The following is a 17,932-nucleotide window of genomic DNA, read 5'->3' as shown; positions in this document are numbered from 1 at the left end:
AAATAAAACGGCGGTAACGCAGTTGATGCGTTCCGCCGTTTCTCATTTCAGTTCCTAGAGGCGAACCTCTCGGCCGGTTTCCGCTGATTCATAAATCGCGGACAAGATTTGAATCATTTCCACGCCATGCTCCGGACGAATAATGGGCTCCGCTCGACCTGTCAAGCAATCGATAAAGTGATTAATATTGGCATGATGCATCTTAACCGGTTTTCCATGAGAACGGGAAGATTTGCTATCCATTAATTGGCCATTTATTTCCGAGAATAGACCTAACTCGTAATTTCGGTATGTTGCGCCGGCTTTCGTCCCGCGAAGCTCGACAAAATACGTCTCTTCTTCAATATTGGAAGCCCAGCTGAACTCGATTTGCAGTGTAGCGCCGTTGTCAAAGCGGATGAAACCTATAGCCAAATCCTCCACATCGAACGTGCCATCGGACTGCTTCTCCCCGAAGCTGCTATGCTTTGAGTCCGATACTTCGTTGTCAGCAAATTTACGGTAGGTAGCCCCGCTGACCGCGACAGGCTTTGGATTGCCCATGACCCACACCGCAATATCGATAAAATGAACACCTAAATCAATTAAAGGTCCGCCGCCGGACAATTCCTTCGTCGTAAACCAACCGCCTTTGCCTGGGATGCCCCTACGACGAATCCAACCGCAGCGTCCGGTATAGATCTCACCGAGTCCGCCTTCTTTTGCAAACCGCTGTAGGAATTGGGCATTCGGATGGAAGCGATTATTGCGAATCGCCATGAGCAGTTTGCCGCTTTGGGCTGCTGCATCAGCCATCTTCTGCGCTTCGACGGGAGAGACCGCATCCGGCTTCTCACAGATGACGTGGATTCCCGCTTGTAAGGCCGCAATCGCAATTTCCGAGTGATATAGGTTCGGCGTACAAATATCAATTACATCCAAATTTGCCTCAGCGATCATTTGCTTATAATCGGTGTAAACGAGGTTTGCTCCAGAAAGCTCAGCCATTTCGTGTGCACGTGTTTCATTCACGTCGCAGATGGCGACGATCTCGCACTCTTGATTTTCCTGCCAGGCCTTCAAATGCGACTCTTTGAAAATACCGCCTGCTCCAGCGATGCCAATCCGATATGTCGTGCTCATGACTCTAAGATCCTCCTAGTATTCATTTCTTTTTATTTGACTTATTTCGTAAAGAATAGCCAGAAAGTTGGCTTGAATTCCTTAGTTTCATTATAAAAAGACCACTACACTGGCGGAATATCCGATCTTGTGAGGTTTGACTTATCTTGCATTTTATTTAGGATAAAAGAGAAGGGAGGCGGCTAATGGAAAATTACGGATTTCGATATATACATGTGGGTTATTCCCATCATCTAGCACCGCACCGCAACCAATTGGAGCGTCGACAGGACGGTGTACTGATGAGGCTGCAAGTGAAGGGTACTTGTCGTGTTGATCTGGGTGGCAATCCGCATTACATTTATCCCGGCGATTTGGTTATCTCGAAACCACAAGGCACCTATCAGCTGTTCATTGGCGAAGAGAGCGGGATGGATGGACAAAATCTTGTCGATAGTGCGGATTACTATGTGGTATGTGGGGGAGGATGGGTCGACCGTTGGCTCGCTAGTCAGACATTACCCGATGTCGCACACATCGAGGTTAATGAAGATTTGCTTAGCCTCTGGCGGCGGTTAATTTATGAGAAGCGAAATGTACATGAGAACAATGAAGAAATCACCGCTTGTTGCGCTAAGCTGCTTTGTTTGACACTGGAACGGTCCATCGCCAATGCATTGTCCGCGGGAGGCCGAAAGGAACACTATATTGCTTCTAGGCTTAAGCGATATATTGAAAAACATGCGACAGAACCGCTCACGCTGGATGAACTTGCCGCGCGCAACAGCGTCAGCGCGTCTACCGCCTCCCATGTGTTCAAAGAGGCTTTTGGCTTGCCGCCAATGCGTTATGCTGTCGAGGTTCGTCTAGCCATTGCCAGCGACCGAATCCGGTACAGTGACATGCGGCTGGAGGACGCCGCCGAAGCATCCGGCTTCCGCAGCTATCCTTATTTCTGCCGCGCATTTCGCGCCAAATATGGACAAAGTCCTAGTGAGTATCGGATGCAATATCGGCAAGATATACAAGAACTTTAGGTTGTGATCATCAATCCAATTAAACAATATCTTGTTGTGATTGTTGAATCGAAAGTAAAAGCTGTGGAATTTCGCTTAGATTCTGAACCTCAAAGGTTGGCCGAATGGTAAGTGTTGGGGGATCAAGATGGCGGTTAATCCAAATGTTAGTGATGCCGGCGGATTGCGCCCCTAGTATATCGGTTATAAGCGTATCTCCAATCATGACCGTTTCACTCGGAGAGAGACTAAGCAGATCCAGCGCATGGCGATAAATGGCAGGATTCGGTTTGCCAACGCCGTAGGTGCCAGAAATCACGATATGATCAAAATAATCCGCAAGTTCCGGAATACTATCTATTTTTTCTTGCTGGATATCAGGTGCGCCATTGGTCATTAGCAATAGTTTATATTCTTTGCGCAATTCCTCAAGTACTTTGAAGGTGTCGTCGTAAACATAAGGACGATTCCTTCTTTCCTCCGTAAATTGCTGAGCCAGTTGGCTAGCTAATGATGGATTATCTACGCCCAGCACTTTCAGTCCTTGACTCCATACGTCACGTCTGTATTGGGGGGCTAACTCTTGCATTCTGTGGAAATTCGGATGTTCGCCTTGCTGAAATTCTCCCCATAATGCTTCTAGATCGGTCACCTCAATCATATGCAACCAATCATATAATTCCAAGGTTTTAAATAGCTGACTTGCCGATTCACGGACGGCATGTTCAAGTTTCCCAGCCTCTACGGCGAAATGACGCGCTGCTTGATGACATGTTGCCTGAAACGCCTCGTTAATGCTCCTCTCATCCCATAATAAGGTGTTATCTAAGTCGAAAATTAGAGCTTGCTTCTTATACATAGATGTGAAATCCTCCTTGTTTCGGAACTTTACTGCAACAACAAACAACTTACTATTATCATATACCAGATCGAAACAAAGAAGTTACTTTTCATCTCACTTTGGTGAAGAGGTTATGGTTGAATTCTTTGGTTGTGATCTGTATTTTTGTTGGAGTATTGTTGTTTTGTTTGATATTTAAGTTGATATTACCTTAAAAATCGGGCATTTTCAATTCATTTTTTCTTTTAAATAAACAATATACAACAATAATCAACAACATTAAACAAATCTTCACGTCTAGTTAACATTGCGATAACAAAACTTCTTTATCGTAAAGATATCAAGAAAAACTACAGATTTCTGAGGAGCGTACAAATCGATGAAGCAACACTTAAAATCAGTTTTGAGCCTAACCGTAACTGCAACACTTGTAACAACCATGCTTGTTGCATGTGGCACAGCAAAAACAACAGAAACACAGAATGCTACTGATAAGTCTTCAAGTGCAGCACCGTCAGCTGAGGTAAACAACAAGGAATTGACTGTATACACTGCGTTGGAAGACGATCAAATCAAAGCCTACTTGCAAACATTTAAACAATCTCACAGTGATTTGAAAATCAACATCGTGCGTGATTCAACAGGAATCATTACAGCAAAGTTATTAGCTGAGAAAGATAATCCAAAAGCTGACGTTGTTTGGGGGATTGCAGCGACTAGTCTTCTGGTCATGAACCAGAATAAAATGTTGGAGCCGTATGCACCGAAAGGCGTAGAGCGCATTGTTCCTGAGTTTAAGGATACAGCTAGTACTCCTGCATGGGTTGGTATTGACGCATGGGAAACGGCATTCGTCGTGAACACGAAAGAAATGGAAAAACGTAAATTAGCGGTCCCGTTATCCTATGAAGACTTGACAAAGCCTGAATATAAAGGATTGGTTACGATGCCGAATCCTGCTGCTTCCGGTACTGGTTTCTTGACGGTTAGTGCATTGCTGCAACTCAAAGGGGCAGATCAAGCCTGGACGTTTATGGATAAACTGAACGACAATATTGCGATGTATACGGATTCTGGTTCCAAGCCATCGAAAATGGCTGGTACAGGTGAGTATCCAATCGGTATATCCTTTGGCTACAGAGGTATCACAGAGAAGAAGGGTGGAGCTCCCGTACAGGTCGTATTCCCGAAAGAAGGATCTGGTTGGGATGTGGAAGCGAATGCTTTAGTGAAGAAGAAGGCGATAAAGCCAGTAGCCAAGGAATTTTTGGATTGGGCTATCAGCGACGATGCCATGAAGGAATACAACAAAAACTACGCGATTCTAGCTGTTAAAGGAGACAATAACAAAATTCCTGACGGTTATGAGAAAGATCCATTAAAGCAATTGATTAAGAATGATCTGAACGCGATGGCCAAACAGCGTGATGACGTTCTGAAGGAATGGCAGAAACGATATTCAGCTAAACAGGAACCTAAGAAATAAACCAGTTACACATTCAACTAGGAAAAGGGACAAGCTATGATGCAGCACTTTTTAACAATAAGCAACATATCCAAATCGTTCGGCTCCTTTCAAGCACTCAAGCAGATAAACCTCGAGATCAAGCAAGGCGAATTCATTTGCCTGCTTGGTCCAAGTGGATGTGGGAAAACAACGCTGTTACGCATTTTAGCTGGGCTGGAAACACCGGATGATGGAAAGATTCGCATCCAGGATAATGACATTACATCATTACCGCCAGCGAAGAGAAACTTCGGAGTTGTCTTTCAATCGTATGCGCTATTTCCTAATTTGACAGCTCATGACAATATTGCATATGGACTTGCTGGCAAGGGTATGGATAAGAAAGAGATTCGTTACCAGGTAGCACAAATGCTGGAGCTTGTTGGATTAAGCCAGATCGGGGAACGATACCCTTCCCAACTCTCAGGTGGACAACAGCAGCGTGTGGCATTGGCGAGAGCGCTTGCGCTGTCGCCACAGTTTTTATTGTTAGATGAACCCTTATCTGCACTCGATGCTAAGGTTCGTACTCATCTGAGGGAACAAATATGTGAGTTGCAAGAACGACTAGGGATTACAACAATTATGGTCACGCATGATCAAGAAGAAGCCATTACGATGGCAGACCGGATCGTCGTCATGAATCATGCAGAAGTAATTCAGGTTGGAACGCCGGAGGAAATCTATGAGTCACCAGCAACACCGTTTGTGGCTGGTTTCATCGGGACGACGAATTTTATCAAGCGAGTGGTGAATGAAGCAGCTTTGCAGTGGGGCGACATTTGGCAAGCCATTCGCCCGGAACACATTCAAATCGTCACGGAAACTAATGGCGAGCATATACGCGTCAAACTAAACTATATTGAGTTTCAAGGAGCAAACTATCGTATCACCGTAGAAACTTTGCGGCACGAACATGGCATCTATGCAGGGCAGTTATTGAAACTTGACATATCAGCTCAAAAATTCCGTCAAATGAAGCTTAGCAAAGGTGATCACCTCTCGATTGCATTCACCAGAAATCCTGAGAACTTCGATCAAGAGCTTCCAATGGAAGGATTCCAAAGTGGCCGCCTGGAAGAGGCGATAATGAAATGAGAAGAAGGATCCTTACATCGTTACATACGATTTCGGAACGTAAGTATAGCAAAGAAGATTGGTTAATTCGTGCGGTGCTGTTCGTCATGCTAGCCTTGTTGCTAGTCTCAATCGTACTTCCGTTGCTGGACTTGTTTTCTAAGGCATTCCAGAATCAAGTTGGTAATTGGGTAGGCTTCGTACATTTTAGACAATACTTAACGACACCCGCCCTGTTAATTTCAGTCCGACACTCTCTCTACATATCCTTAGTAACTACTTTGGTCTCTGTTGGAGTGGCTTTTCTTTATGCTTATGCCTTGTCACGAACGGCGGTTCGAGGCAAGAGATGGCTGCGCTACATTGCCCTTCTGCCATTATTTGCGCCAACTATGATGTATGGCATTGCCTTGACCTACCTGTTTGGCAACCAAGGCATTGTGACAACAGGGATCTTTGGCATGATATCAGGGTGGAACATTCACCTTTATGGCAGCGTCGGCATTATTATTTCCGAAATTATTTACACGTTTCCTCATGTGTTTCTCATTATACTGATCGGGTTGTCTAATGCTGATTATCGTTTGTTCGAAGCAGCTGAAACATTAGGCGCTGGTCGTTTCAGACAGTTTGTTACAATCACATTGCCGCAGGCCAAGTACGCGTTAATTAGTGCTGGATTCGTTTGCTTCACATTGAGCTTTACTGACTTCGGAGCACCGAAAGTGGTGGGAGGGCAGTATAATGTGCTGCCAACTGATATTTTCAGGCAGGTCATTGGTCAGCAAAATATGTCCATGGGAGCGGTTATCGGTATTATTTTGACCATTCCAGCTGTTGCTGCTTTCATAGTCGATCGCATTGTAGAGAGAAAGCAGCAATCAATGGTTTCTGTCAAATCGACGTCATACGTGATCCGCCCGCATCGTGGTAGAGATAGGATCTATACATTGATTTGCTTGGTTGTTGCAAGTGCGATTGTACTGCTCATGGGGACGGTTCTCATTACATCCTTCATTAAATCGTGGCCGTATGACCTGACACTCACGTTGAAGCACTACGACTTCAGTGTCGTCTCTGCCGGAAGTTTGAAGCCGTTCTGGAATAGTCTTGCCGTGGCTGCTTTGACTGCGTTAATTGGAACGGCAGTTTCATTTGTTCATGCGTATTTAATCGAAAAAGTACGCATCTGGTATCCAATTAGACAGCTCGGATATTTTATTTCGTTGCTGCCACTTGCATTACCGGGTCTTGTGATCGGTCTCAGCTTTATTTTCTTTTTCAATCGACCCGAAAATCCATTGCATCTTCTATATGGTACAATCTGGATCGTGGTTTTGGCTAACATTGTGCACTTCTACTCTGTACCTTTTGTCACAGCTACCGCTTCATTGAAAAAGCTGGATAAGGAATATGAAGTCGTCTCCGAATCGATGAGAGTGCCGATCTACCGCCTTTTCATGCGTGTATCGGTTCCCGTATCGCTCCCTGCCATTCTTGAAATGGTGGTTTATTATTTCGTTAATGCGATGGTCACCATATCGGCTGTCGTATTTCTGTATGCGGCAGATTTTAAGCTGTCCTCCGTATCTATCGTCAATATGGATGATGCAGGCGATGTGGCTGCAGCAGCTGCGATGTCTAGTCTTGTACTGCTAGCTAACATTATTGTGCGTCTAGGATACGAATTCGTATCGCATTGGTTACTAAAGCGGACGCAGAAATGGCAGAGGAAATAACTCAATTTGTGATGGAAGAGGAGAATGTTGATGAGTTTACGTTGGAAGCTGTCATTATTGCTGGTATGCTGCTTCATGTTTGGGTCGCTTGCATCCATCATGACTCCCAAGCAGGCAAATGCTGCCTCACCATGTACGGCACCGGTACCGGATTTAGTAGATTTAGACTTTAATACCTCGATGACGGATGACAAGTCTGCAACCAATAACGATGGTGTTGCAGTGGGCTCACCTAGCCTAGTCTTTGATACGCAAGTAGGGAAAAACGTACTTAAGCTAAATGGTTCGAGTCAGTATATTAAGCTCCCGCATGTAGCAGCGTATAATACGCAACGAGTTACGATGATGGTGCAATTTAAAGCAGATGCCGATAGCTTTGGTAGTTTAAGAGATCCTTTTGCCAAAAATCAGAGTTCTGATTATGGATTTGAAATTACAACAGGTAAACAACTGACTTCCTACTTAAGTTTAAAGTCAACTACTGGGGGAACAAGTGGAAGTTATAAAAACACTTCGTACTCGAATATCCAGGGCGATAAATATTATGATGTAGCTATTACCTATGATGGATTAAAGCATGTCATGTACATGAACGGTCAGTATGTTACTGAAACTGCCTTCACTGGGTTTATTCATAACAGTTCAACCATTAATCTTCATGTTGGTTCGGACCCTCAGCCTAGTAATGGCGCCCAGTCGTACTTCAAAGGTTCAATCGGCTATGCCAAGCTATTTAGCAAAGGCTTATCTGCTGCCGAATTGGCTTGTTATTATGAAAGTACGGGTATCTTGGCCGACCAACAAGCTCCTTCATGGCCTGCAGGAAGTCTACTAGCAGGGGCGCAAACAAGTTCGACAAGCTATACGGTGAGTTGGCCAACCGCAATAGACGATAAGGCAGTAACGCAATATCGTTTATATAAAAACGGAACTTTGTTAGATACAGTTAGCAGCAGCATTAACAGCTACGACTTTACTCATGTATTCCCAGGAGAGGTGGCTACCTTTAAAGTTGAGGCTGGTGACGCAGCCGGCAACTGGACGACAACCGGGCCGTCACTATCCTATACGATGCCTGGGGTGGTTTGGCCAGTAGATGGGGCGCTCACGGTGACACCGCAATCGCTAACGAGTACAGTGCTCTTGTGGCCGGCAGCTTTTGACGAAAGTGTCATCTCGCAATACCGGGTATATCTGGATGGAACTGTTCTTACTACTGTACCTTCTACACAACACAACGCCATTCTCGAGGCGATTCCGCCAGGATCCACTCATGCTATTCAAGTAGAAGCGGGTACTTCTAGCGGCTTGTGGGCTGCCACGAGGCTGAGTACGAGCTTTACCATGACGGGTTCTCCTGCAGATATTATCGCTCCAGCGGGTATGATGCCTGATTTGCTGCAACTCACATTCGAAAATGGGGTTGGTTATGATAGCAGTGAGGCGCATAATAACGGCACGCCTGTTGGCTCTGCACAAGTGGTTGATAATCCTGATTTTACTAAAAAAGTACTCCAGCTTGATGGGAATTCCTCCTATGTTCGGATCCCTATGAATCCAGGATTGAGTCCAAGTTACATGACAATGGCGGCGTCATTCTCGCTGGATGATATGTACCGAACGCAAGATATTATCGGCAAAGCGCAGCATTCAGACTACGCGTTAGAATACAATCCAATTACACGAAAGCTGGAAGCATGGTTCTTCATTCATGACATATTTGGCAAAGAATCGTATGTTATCGTTCCTAGCAGCACCCTATTAACCGAAGGTCAAATTTATGATGCTGAAGCAACATTTGACGGGCAGACGGCCAAGCTTTATTTGAACGGAATCTTGGAAGGAAGTCAGTCCAAAGTCGGTGTTATCGGCGGTGCGACGAAGGTGGATCTAACCATTGGTGCAGATGCCGAACCGATAGGTGCACAGAGTTATTTTCAGGGGAAAATAGGTTTCGTGGAACTCTACAGCAAAGTGCTGGATGCAAATGCGGTGCAGCAATTACATACCAAGTATGCGCCTACGGGTACTCCAACTGTCTCCTCCATTTCTTKGGATATTCCCTCTGAGTGGTGGGTAGGGCAAAGTGCAGCAGCGGTCGTGAAAAAAACAGATGCTAACTCCGTGGTTTCTGTTATCGACAACGGCCTTGCGTTCCAAAGCATGAATCCGACGATTGCAGAGGTGTCAACTGCAGGCGTCATCACTCCATTACGTGCAGGGACAGCAACATTAACAGCAAGCTACGGGTCTTTACGTGCTTACGTTACAATAACCGTACGTAACAAAGTCTTGCCTAAACCGCAGTCACTCCTACTAAATGGACCGTCCGTAATAGTTGAAGGGGAAACTGAACAAACGGTTACAACGGTAGTCTATGAGGACGGAAGCACGGGAGTTATGTCAGATGGTTTGACCTATAGCTCCGAACAACCTACGATTGCAACCATCGACAATAACGGCATCATCCGTGCTATTTCTCCAGGAATTGCCGTGCTGAGTGCTGTTGGAGAGGGATTAAGAGCAGACTTTATTCTTACTGTTATTTCTGCAAATCATCCAATCGAGGGTCCGCAGATTACGGCGCTTAAGTTTAGCGGCCCCACGACTTTGACCGTAGGTGAATCGGGAAATACGGTACTTACTGCTGTTTATTCAGATAACTCTACGAAACCACTAGAATCAGGCGTCACTTATTGGAGTGATGCACCCAATATCGTCAGAGTTGATTCTGTCACTGGAGCTGTCTACGCAGCTCAACCGGGAAGTACTCGTTTAGTTGCTCAATATCAAGGCCTTAATGCGAGCTTTTCGTTGGCTGTTATTGCTGGAAGTGAACCTGTTGATCCAACACCTTCAGAGAACCAACCTCAAGTGCTGTTGATAAACGTGCCATCGATTCTGTACAAGGGAGAAAGTGCAGCGATTACGGCTAGTGCAGTTTATGTTGACGGCGTCTCCAAGACCTCTGTATGGGTTACCGGTATAGCGAAGTGGCTTGCTGTAAACCCAGATATCGTAAAGGTAGACCCATTAGGAACCATCACCGGTCTGCGACTTGGCACGACGGTGGTGACAGCAACTTATCAGAATCTGGTGTCTCAGACAACGATTACGGTTCTGGAACAAGTAGGGGATACACCTTCCGATACAAGCTATTCTCATCCGGATGAAACTCCAAGCATCGAACTCTCGCACAAAGTCGTTGATCTACAACAACAATTAGCTGCGAACGGTACGATACAAGTAGCTAATCGTATCAATGAAATTGTCTTCCCTTCTCTTGCTGAACGTATATCGAACAACCAATCAATTAGCCTAGATCGAGGCGATCTTATATTGAGGTTACCTGGCAATCTGTTCATTGGATCTACAGACAGCAAGCTGGTTCTCGGACTGACTGCTGGTACTGAGATGGAGCAAACAGCATGGTTGCAAAGCACCATCACAACCAAAGACACGAAGTTGAAATTTGCATCGTCAATCTTTGACTTATCAATTGCTACACAAGATGTAGACGGGATAAAAACGCCGAAATCGCAATGGATAGGGCCAATTCAGGCGGAATTTACGGTAAGCGGCGATAAACCGCTGTTAGGTGTATATCGTATTTTTGATGATGGCAGTATGTCCTATGTTGGTGGGGAACTGACGGAAAAGGGCATGCGTGCAGCACTCCAGGAGAATGGCAAGTATGCCGTGTTAGAGTACAAGAAAACTTATCAAGACTTACCAGAGCAGCATTGGGCAAATCGCACTGTGCAAGTTATGAGTGCTATGCATATGGTCGAGGGCGTCAGTGACGCATTCTTCCAACCAGAGAAGTCTATTACGCGTGCTGAGTTTGTAGCGCTGCTGATGAAATCGATGCATCTTCCACAACAGGGGCAAAGCTCCTTCAAGGACGTTCCAGCTAGCGCATGGTATGCACCGTACGTCGCAGGTGCAGCAGCTTCCGGTCTGGTCAACGGCGAGGATGATCTTACGTTCAAGCCTGAATCAGTTATGAGCAGAGAAGAAATGGCGGTATTCCTTGCAAGAGTTTTTGAACATAAGGGCGGAAAGTTAGCGCAGAGCAGTGACAGTGACAAGACGTTTCAGGATGCGGATCAAATGGCTGAATGGGCACGTCCATCCATTGAATTAGCTGCCAAACTGGGCTTACTGCAGGGGCGATCGGAACAAAGATTTGTTCCTACTGGAAACGTCTCCCGAGCTGAAGCAGCACAAGCGGTATTTAATCTTATTCATACGCTGGTCCAATAAAAATGATTTTAAATGATAGAATGGAGGATCTTCCTTGCTGAGAATTCAACGTTCCAAGCAAATTATTGCACTCCTGGTCGTGCTCGTATTCCTTTGCCAAATGGTGATACCAACATTAAATCAGCAAGTTGATGCCGCGTCCGCCCCCTTAACTTGGGCGGATGCGGATCGGAATTATCGTATGCAGTTGAGCTTTGATAATTMAACAGGCACGGAAGATTTACTGAATTATCCAGTATTAATTAAGCTCGATGCTGACAAAATCGATTACTCGGTAACTGCGTCGAATGACCTTCGCTTTTATACAGCAGATCAGTCAACTGAATTGCCCTACGAGGTCGAAAAATGGGACTCTCGGGGAGAAAGTCTAATCTGGGTCAAAGTTCCAGTTATCCATGCGCAATCTAGCAACGATAATATTTGGCTCTATTATGGAGGAAGCTCGACGATCAGTCTTCAACCGAAACAGGTGTGGGATCCCAATTATTTATTGGTCTATCATTTTCCGGACAGAATTGCTGATTATTTCTATCATCCTGCTCTGGCACAACAGTATACGGACTCGACAGTTAACAATAATACAGGGTTAAGGAATGCAGCGAATGCAAGCTCAAGTGGTCCTTCCTATACACTTGAAGGCAAAGATCCTCGCTACAACATGGTTGGACGATACTACGAAAGCCATCGTGGCTTCGTACGAGCGACGAATGGCAATGTAGGCGATGGTCAAGGTCAGTTGACAATATCCGCTTGGGTGCGGGCAAATGATTACGAAATCAGTACGTTAAACTACTATGTCATTGCGAGAAAAAGAAGTGCGGATACGCTAAATCAAGCTTATTTTATGAAGATTGGTGGCGGCAAATGGAGCGCTAATCTGTTTACGAATGATGCAGATCCAAGTAAAAATGGCAGCACGGCACCAGACTTAGACGGTGGGGCTGTAACAGCCGATTGGACCTATTTGACGCTGACCTATGATCAAAGTCAAACGAGCGATAATCTTAAGCTATACCGTGATGGGGCACTCGTATCAACCGCAACCCGCAGTGGTGCATTGATTACGACAAGCGGTACTTCAACGACACCATTCACAATGAGCAAATCTTCTGATGGCTCAGCTGCTGGCGGGGGTTACCGTGGTGGCGTAGATGAGGTCAGGGTCTCCAAACAAGCTCGCAGTGCAGCTTGGGTCTTGGCTGATTTTCAAGTGATGAGCAAAGGCAGTCATTTTGTGATTTTTGGTGGTAAAGAATCGAAAGATGCGATGCAGCTTACGCTATTTCAACCTAAGCAAGGAGCTGTTTATTACTCGCCAGATTTAAGTTTCGGAGGCTTAACGAGTGAAGCGGCAACGATCCACTATCAATTGGATAATGGACCGACTTTGGGAGCTGAAGGCAGTTCCAAGGCGTTTCAATCATTACTTAGTAAGCTAAGCAGTGGTACACATACGTTGAAGGTCGAGGCAATATCCTTAATCGATCCTAGCGAAAAGGCCAGTAGAACAGTTTCTTTTACGATCGATGGACGTAATTTAAGTCCTTTCGCTGAGGCGCAAGGAGCATCTGGGGATTTGATTCAGACTAGCGGAAATGTCAACTTGCAAGTGAAGGCTGGCTCGCCGACAAGTGATCCGGTGAATGTAAACTTTTATCAAAAAGATGTGAAGTTTGTTAAAGATTACAGCACCAAAGTTTCTACGGATGTTGCTTACGAACGAACGGATACGATGGATCCGCAAACCAGTGCGACCATTACTTCCGAAACAGCGATGCCAGCAAGTGCCTATGATCAATTAAAAGCTTCCGACGGCGCTTATTATAGCAGCAAATCGTTATCGAACTATCCGTACCAACGCTTTGATTTGACCATTAGCGGCGATTTGAGCGGGGTCGATCAACAATTGGAGGTGTCGTGGGAAGGTCATTCGAAGGAGCTCGTTAAGCTGTTTGCCTGGAATTATTCCACTAGCAAATGGGTGCAAATTGCATCACAGTTAGGCAATGCGGATAACAGTGATTTTAAATTGACGGGCACTTTGGATAAAACGACCATGGTCAACAGTTCTACGAAGGTAGCTAAGCTATACGTAGCCGCTACGCAGCATGACACCATGCTCCCAGGTAAAGTCCCAACACCGAACGAGTATGATTTCTCTTTCGTCTGGATGACGGACACTCAACTTGAATCGGAGTCATTTCCAGGTGTATACGATGCTGAGACACAGTGGATTGCAGATAATAAGGATGCACAGAAAATCCAATACGTGATTCATACGGGCGATATTGTGAACACGGCAAGCCAGGAAAATCAATGGAAGAACGCAGATCATAGTATGAAAATTTTAGAAAATGCCGGGATCCCCTATGGTGTCATTCAGGGGAACCACGATACGAATGATACCCTATACAGTAAATATTTCGGTGCATTCCGGTTTCAAGACAAACTGTTCAACGGCAAGCCTTATTATACGGCATACAACAGCATGAATAAGAATCATTATGATCTAATCTCGGCTGGCGGTGTAGATTTTATCATTCTGTACATGGGGTGGGGCGGATTCGATGCCACATCAGTTAGCTGGGCCAATCAAGTTTTACAGCAGTATAAAGAACGCAAGGCTATTCTCGCTGTACACGAGTATTTGCTTTACGAAGGAACGTATGGAACTGATGACTATGATGGTATTAACACGATGAATCAGATTGTTAAGCCCAACAGCAACGTATTTATGGTGCTCTGCGGGCATAATCAGTCTGCGTTCTATAACGTGAAACGAATCGGCGGCAAGGTTGTCTATGAACTCCTGCACGATTATCAGGATGCAGCCTTAGGTGGAGCGGCATATGTTCGGATGATGTACTTTGATTTGAAAAAGCAACAGATCTACATGGTTCCTTATTCACCGATTACGGATGACAATTATGGATTTTTTCAGCAAAAGCATGAGTTCTATACGATGCCAATTAAATGGAACAATGAGCCCATTGAACTGGCAACTGGTTATGTTGGGGTCACTGGAAGTAAGCGTATTACGTTGAATACGCAGCCAATCGTATCTGCAGCTGGGGCGGCCAATTATGTGTGGGATGGCAGGGATACGAACCAGTCCTACACGTGGTATGCGGAAGCTACTGACACATTTGGCCATATCGTAAGAACGGCTGAATCTAGTTTCTCTATTGCGGCGCCTGTTGTACAATCCATTCGTTTGAGTGGACTCGCGCCGATGATGGTAGGACAACAGCTGAGTTCAGTTGTAGAGGCTACTTATTCAGACGGCAGTATTATGCCAGCAACTGGTTATGTGTTGACGAGTTCGAATCCTGCCGTGGCAACTGTTAATTCCAGCGGTCGCGTATCGGCACTCACAGAAGGGCAGACGGATATTACTGCGAGACTGGGATCCGTACTGACATCCTACCGGTTAACTGTCCAATCGGTGCCAGTTGTGCAGCAACCTATCATTCAATCGATCGCGCTGACTGGCTTGCAAGCTGTTGAAGTTGGTGATTCTCTACAAACGGTTGTCACTGCGACATACAGCGATCAGACAAGTGCCATTTTGCTTCGAGCAGGTTATGCATCGGCACCAGGATTAATGCTTACCAATTCGAATCCGTCTGTTGCATCGCTTGATTCAATAACGGGTGAAGTGACAGCCTTACAAGCAGGGCAGACAGTTATTACGGCTACCTATCAGGCCATGATCAGCAGTTATACCTTGATGGTGAAATCTGCCGGGGGCGTGACGCCTCCGGAATCTGAATCCAAATTAGAGTCGCTAGTGTTAAACGGTCTAGATACGCTCAAGGTAGGAGAGAAGGGGCAAGCGAGCTTGCTGGGACATTACAGCGATAAGCCGGGATTTATTCTGATTCAAGATAGCATTCAATATACGAGCAGCATGGAATCCGTTGCTACGGTGAATGCAAAAGGAGAAGTCACGGCAGTAGCTCCTGGTCGTGCAACGATTACAGCGAGATATAAAGGGTTAGAGGTCAATCATGAGGTTAAGATTACTGCAGCAATCGAAGTACCTGTTACTGGCTGTGGGGGATGCAACTTTGTACCGCCACCTGTTTCGACGAATCCAGACCATGCATTTATTCAGAAAGTGACTGTGAGTGAGCTGACTTCTACGAATACGGGTGCCATCGTTGTGGATGTCCAGAAAGGTAAAGTGCAAATGGAGCTGCCATACTTGACCGCTGATTCCTCAAAAGCAACCAATGTCGCGTTGAAGTTCGAATGGGGAACAGTCATCGTTCCTACTCGGTCATTAGTGGCTGACAAGCCCACTACAGAAGCTGCATTTGTGATCTCTGGAAGTGTATGGAGCGACGATTATATGGATATTCTAAAAGATTTGGAATCCCATCCGTCTGTTCGCATAAAGCCTACTTCCAATATGATACATCTTGCCTGGGACTCTGCGGCTAAGAAGGAACCCGTTGACATTCAGATGCCTATGAAGCAAGGATTTAACGGAAAAAGAGTTGGCTTGTATCTCATCAGCGATAGTGGCGAACTCATTTTACAATCACTTAATACTTCCAGTGATCTGTCTCACATGCAGTTCAAGGTCCCTGGCAGTGGTGACTACGTTATCTTACAAAAGGATGTACAATATTTCGATGTCAAAGATCATTGGGCAACGAATGTGATCGGTGATTTAGCTGCAAGAAACATGTTCGATTCGATGGTAGCTGATCCCATTGTGACAGACCAAGGTGAACAAAGTTTCGATCCTGAAAAGCATATTACGCGAGCCGAATTTGCTGCGCTCATCGCGCGTTCATTAAAGCTGCCGGAGACAGGAACCAGCAAATTTGCTGACATTCCACATTCGGCATGGTATTCACAAGAAGTGGCAGCGGCTTTAGCAGTTGGTATCGTGGATGGCGTTAGCGATGCAGAATTTGCTCCTGATACTCAAATAACAAGAGAGCAGATGGCTGCGATGCTGATGCGAGCTTGGAAAGTCAAGCATGATGGGGTTGAAGCGCCCCACGACGTAAATTCATTTGCCGATTGGCGTGAAGTTGACGATTGGGCCAAAGAAGCAATAGCTGCTGCATCTTCCTTGCATTTGATGAATGGGCGGGCAGATGAGTCGTTTGTGCCTAAGGGGACAGCAACACGAGCTGAAGGAGCGCAAGCCATTCACAATTTCTTATTTAATGCCAATGAATAATTACCTATTCCACTATTGGAAAAACTACACAATTTAATTATACTAAAACATATAGATTTCCATAGGTGGTGTGTGTTAGTGTCTCTGCTAGGTCAAGAAAGAAGAGAACTCATATTACAAACGTTGCTTCGAGACGGCAAAGTCAAAGTTTTGCCTATGGCGGATGAACTAGGTGTCTCCTCTGAGACTGTCCGTCGTGATCTCGATACATTGGAATTAGAGGGGCATCTTCAACGGGTTTATGGGGGAGCGGTTCGCGTTAGTTATGAACATGGAGAACCTACCTTTGTACAACGCACACAATTGTATGTCGATGCAAAGAAGAAGATCGGAGAACGTGCCGCAGAGCTCATTGAAGACGGAGATACGATTGCTCTCGATGTAGGGACGACAATGATGGAGTTGGCCAAAGCCATACAAGGCAAACGAAACTTGACCATTTTGACGAACTCACTGCCGATTGCCTCCTATTTATGTGAAGCATTGAACAGCAACAGGTTTTCAGGCAAAGTCATTCTACTCGGTGGACAGCTGAATCCGGAACAGCAATCGCTAACAGGTCCGCTCTGTGAACAGGTCATGGAACAGTTTTATTTGAATAAAGCGTTCTTGTCCATTGGTGGTCTCTCACTAACAAGCGGTGTGACCGATTATGATTTGAATGAGACGTATATGACGAAGAAGTTCGCCAAATCAGCGCGGGAAGTCATTGTCCTTGCGGATCAGTCCAAAATCGGTGTCCAAGCATTTGTTCACATCATGCCGCTCGATCAGATCGATGTCGTCGTTTCCGACCAGCCTTATCCGAAAGAGTGGAAGGAAACGATCGAGCAAAAGGACATCTATTGGATATCAAGCGAATGACATATAGGTAATTGCAGAAAGAAGGCTCTTTATTGGGGAAATCCAATAGGAGCCTTTTTTTATTTCAAGATAAGAATTTATATGTTTGGGGTTTACGAGAATCACGTTAGGGGTGTTGTGAAAGCGACCCCCCTTTCTAAAAAATGGGTAGTAGGAAGACTTCACAAGTTAACCGTTGCTGTTGGGATAAGAGCAGATGAGGGGGGAACCAGTTGTGATGCAAGGTTAGCTTTCATTTTTTCTGAGTTACGGACAGGGGGGCCGTTATTTAATAAGAAAAGCAGGGAGTCCAAATGCTAACGGACGCCACGGCGGTTATTT

Annotated in this window: 9 protein-coding genes; 7 read left to right on the top strand and 2 right to left on the bottom strand. The window is 45.4% G+C overall.

From position 1 onward, the window contains the following. Positions 1–54: 54 nt before the first annotated feature. Positions 55–1,122: a Gfo/Idh/MocA family protein gene (locus tag AC1DLM_RS23320; RefSeq protein ID WP_477571330.1), complete on the bottom strand. Its 1,068-nt coding sequence runs from the start codon at positions 1,120–1,122 to the stop codon at positions 55–57. A 185-nt stretch (positions 1,123–1,307) separates the two neighbouring features. Here AC1DLM_RS23320 and AC1DLM_RS23315 point away from each other — a divergent pair, with 185 nt between their 5' ends. Beyond that, on the top strand, positions 1,308–2,138 hold the full coding sequence (locus AC1DLM_RS23315; RefSeq protein ID WP_477571329.1) for a helix-turn-helix domain-containing protein: 831 nt from the start codon (positions 1,308–1,310) through the stop codon (positions 2,136–2,138). Between the two features lie 19 nt (positions 2,139–2,157). Here AC1DLM_RS23315 and AC1DLM_RS23310 read toward each other — a convergent pair whose 3' ends face one another. Further along, entirely contained in the window at positions 2,158–2,976 is an 819-nt protein-coding gene (locus AC1DLM_RS23310) for an HAD family hydrolase (RefSeq protein ID WP_477571328.1), read from the bottom strand. A 361-nt stretch (positions 2,977–3,337) separates the two neighbouring features. On the opposite strand from AC1DLM_RS23310, the gene AC1DLM_RS23305 reads away from it, so the two are divergent. The 6 genes from AC1DLM_RS23305 (at position 3,338) to AC1DLM_RS23280 (ending at position 17,611) form a co-directional block, all read left to right on the top strand. Beyond that, positions 3,338–4,444 (top strand): putative 2-aminoethylphosphonate ABC transporter substrate-binding protein, encoded by a 1,107-nt coding sequence (locus AC1DLM_RS23305; RefSeq protein WP_477571327.1) that lies wholly within the window; start codon positions 3,338–3,340, stop codon positions 4,442–4,444. 39 nt (positions 4,445–4,483) lie between these two features. After that, a complete protein-coding gene (locus tag AC1DLM_RS23300) occupies positions 4,484–5,563 on the top strand; it encodes a putative 2-aminoethylphosphonate ABC transporter ATP-binding protein (RefSeq protein WP_477571345.1) in 1,080 nt (359 codons plus the stop codon). Next, positions 5,560–7,281 (top strand): putative 2-aminoethylphosphonate ABC transporter permease subunit, encoded by a 1,722-nt coding sequence (locus AC1DLM_RS23295; RefSeq protein WP_477571326.1) that lies wholly within the window; start codon positions 5,560–5,562, stop codon positions 7,279–7,281. The genes AC1DLM_RS23300 and AC1DLM_RS23295 overlap by 4 nt, the downstream gene beginning before the upstream one ends. Positions 7,282–7,311: 30 nt before the next feature. Further along, the gene (locus AC1DLM_RS23290; protein WP_477571325.1) at positions 7,312–11,547 is read left to right on the top strand and encodes a LamG-like jellyroll fold domain-containing protein; all 4,236 of its coding nucleotides are present in this window, start codon (positions 7,312–7,314) and stop codon (positions 11,545–11,547) included. 34 nt (positions 11,548–11,581) lie between these two features. Beyond that, complete coding sequence (locus tag AC1DLM_RS23285) at positions 11,582–16,747, top strand: DUF2341 domain-containing protein (RefSeq protein ID WP_477571324.1); 5,166 nt, start codon at positions 11,582–11,584, stop codon at positions 16,745–16,747. Between the two features lie 78 nt (positions 16,748–16,825). Beyond that, the gene (locus AC1DLM_RS23280) at positions 16,826–17,611 is read left to right on the top strand and encodes a DeoR/GlpR family DNA-binding transcription regulator (protein WP_477571323.1); all 786 of its coding nucleotides are present in this window, start codon (positions 16,826–16,828) and stop codon (positions 17,609–17,611) included. Positions 17,612–17,932: the final 321 nt, after the last annotated feature.

This window comes from Paenibacillus sp. 01T442 (assembly GCF_056398345.1).
Note: the sequence above shows the minus strand (reverse complement) of the source record. Positions and strands in the feature narration are given on the sequence as shown.

Excerpts from the sequence above, each read along its gene's own strand:
- AC1DLM_RS23315 (WP_477571329.1), top strand. The coding sequence starts at position 1,308 with ATGGAAAATTACGGATTTCGATATATACATGTGGGTTATTCCCATCAT.
- AC1DLM_RS23310 (WP_477571328.1), bottom strand. The coding sequence starts at position 2,976 with ATGTATAAGAAGCAAGCTCTAATTTTCGACTTAGATAACACCTTATTA.
- AC1DLM_RS23295 (WP_477571326.1), top strand. The coding sequence starts at position 5,560 with ATGAGAAGAAGGATCCTTACATCGTTACATACGATTTCGGAACGTAAG.
- AC1DLM_RS23305 (WP_477571327.1), top strand. The coding sequence starts at position 3,338 with ATGAAGCAACACTTAAAATCAGTTTTGAGCCTAACCGTAACTGCAACA.
- AC1DLM_RS23320 (WP_477571330.1), bottom strand. The coding sequence starts at position 1,122 with ATGAGCACGACATATCGGATTGGCATCGCTGGAGCAGGCGGTATTTTC.
- AC1DLM_RS23300 (WP_477571345.1), top strand. The coding sequence starts at position 4,484 with ATGCAGCACTTTTTAACAATAAGCAACATATCCAAATCGTTCGGCTCC.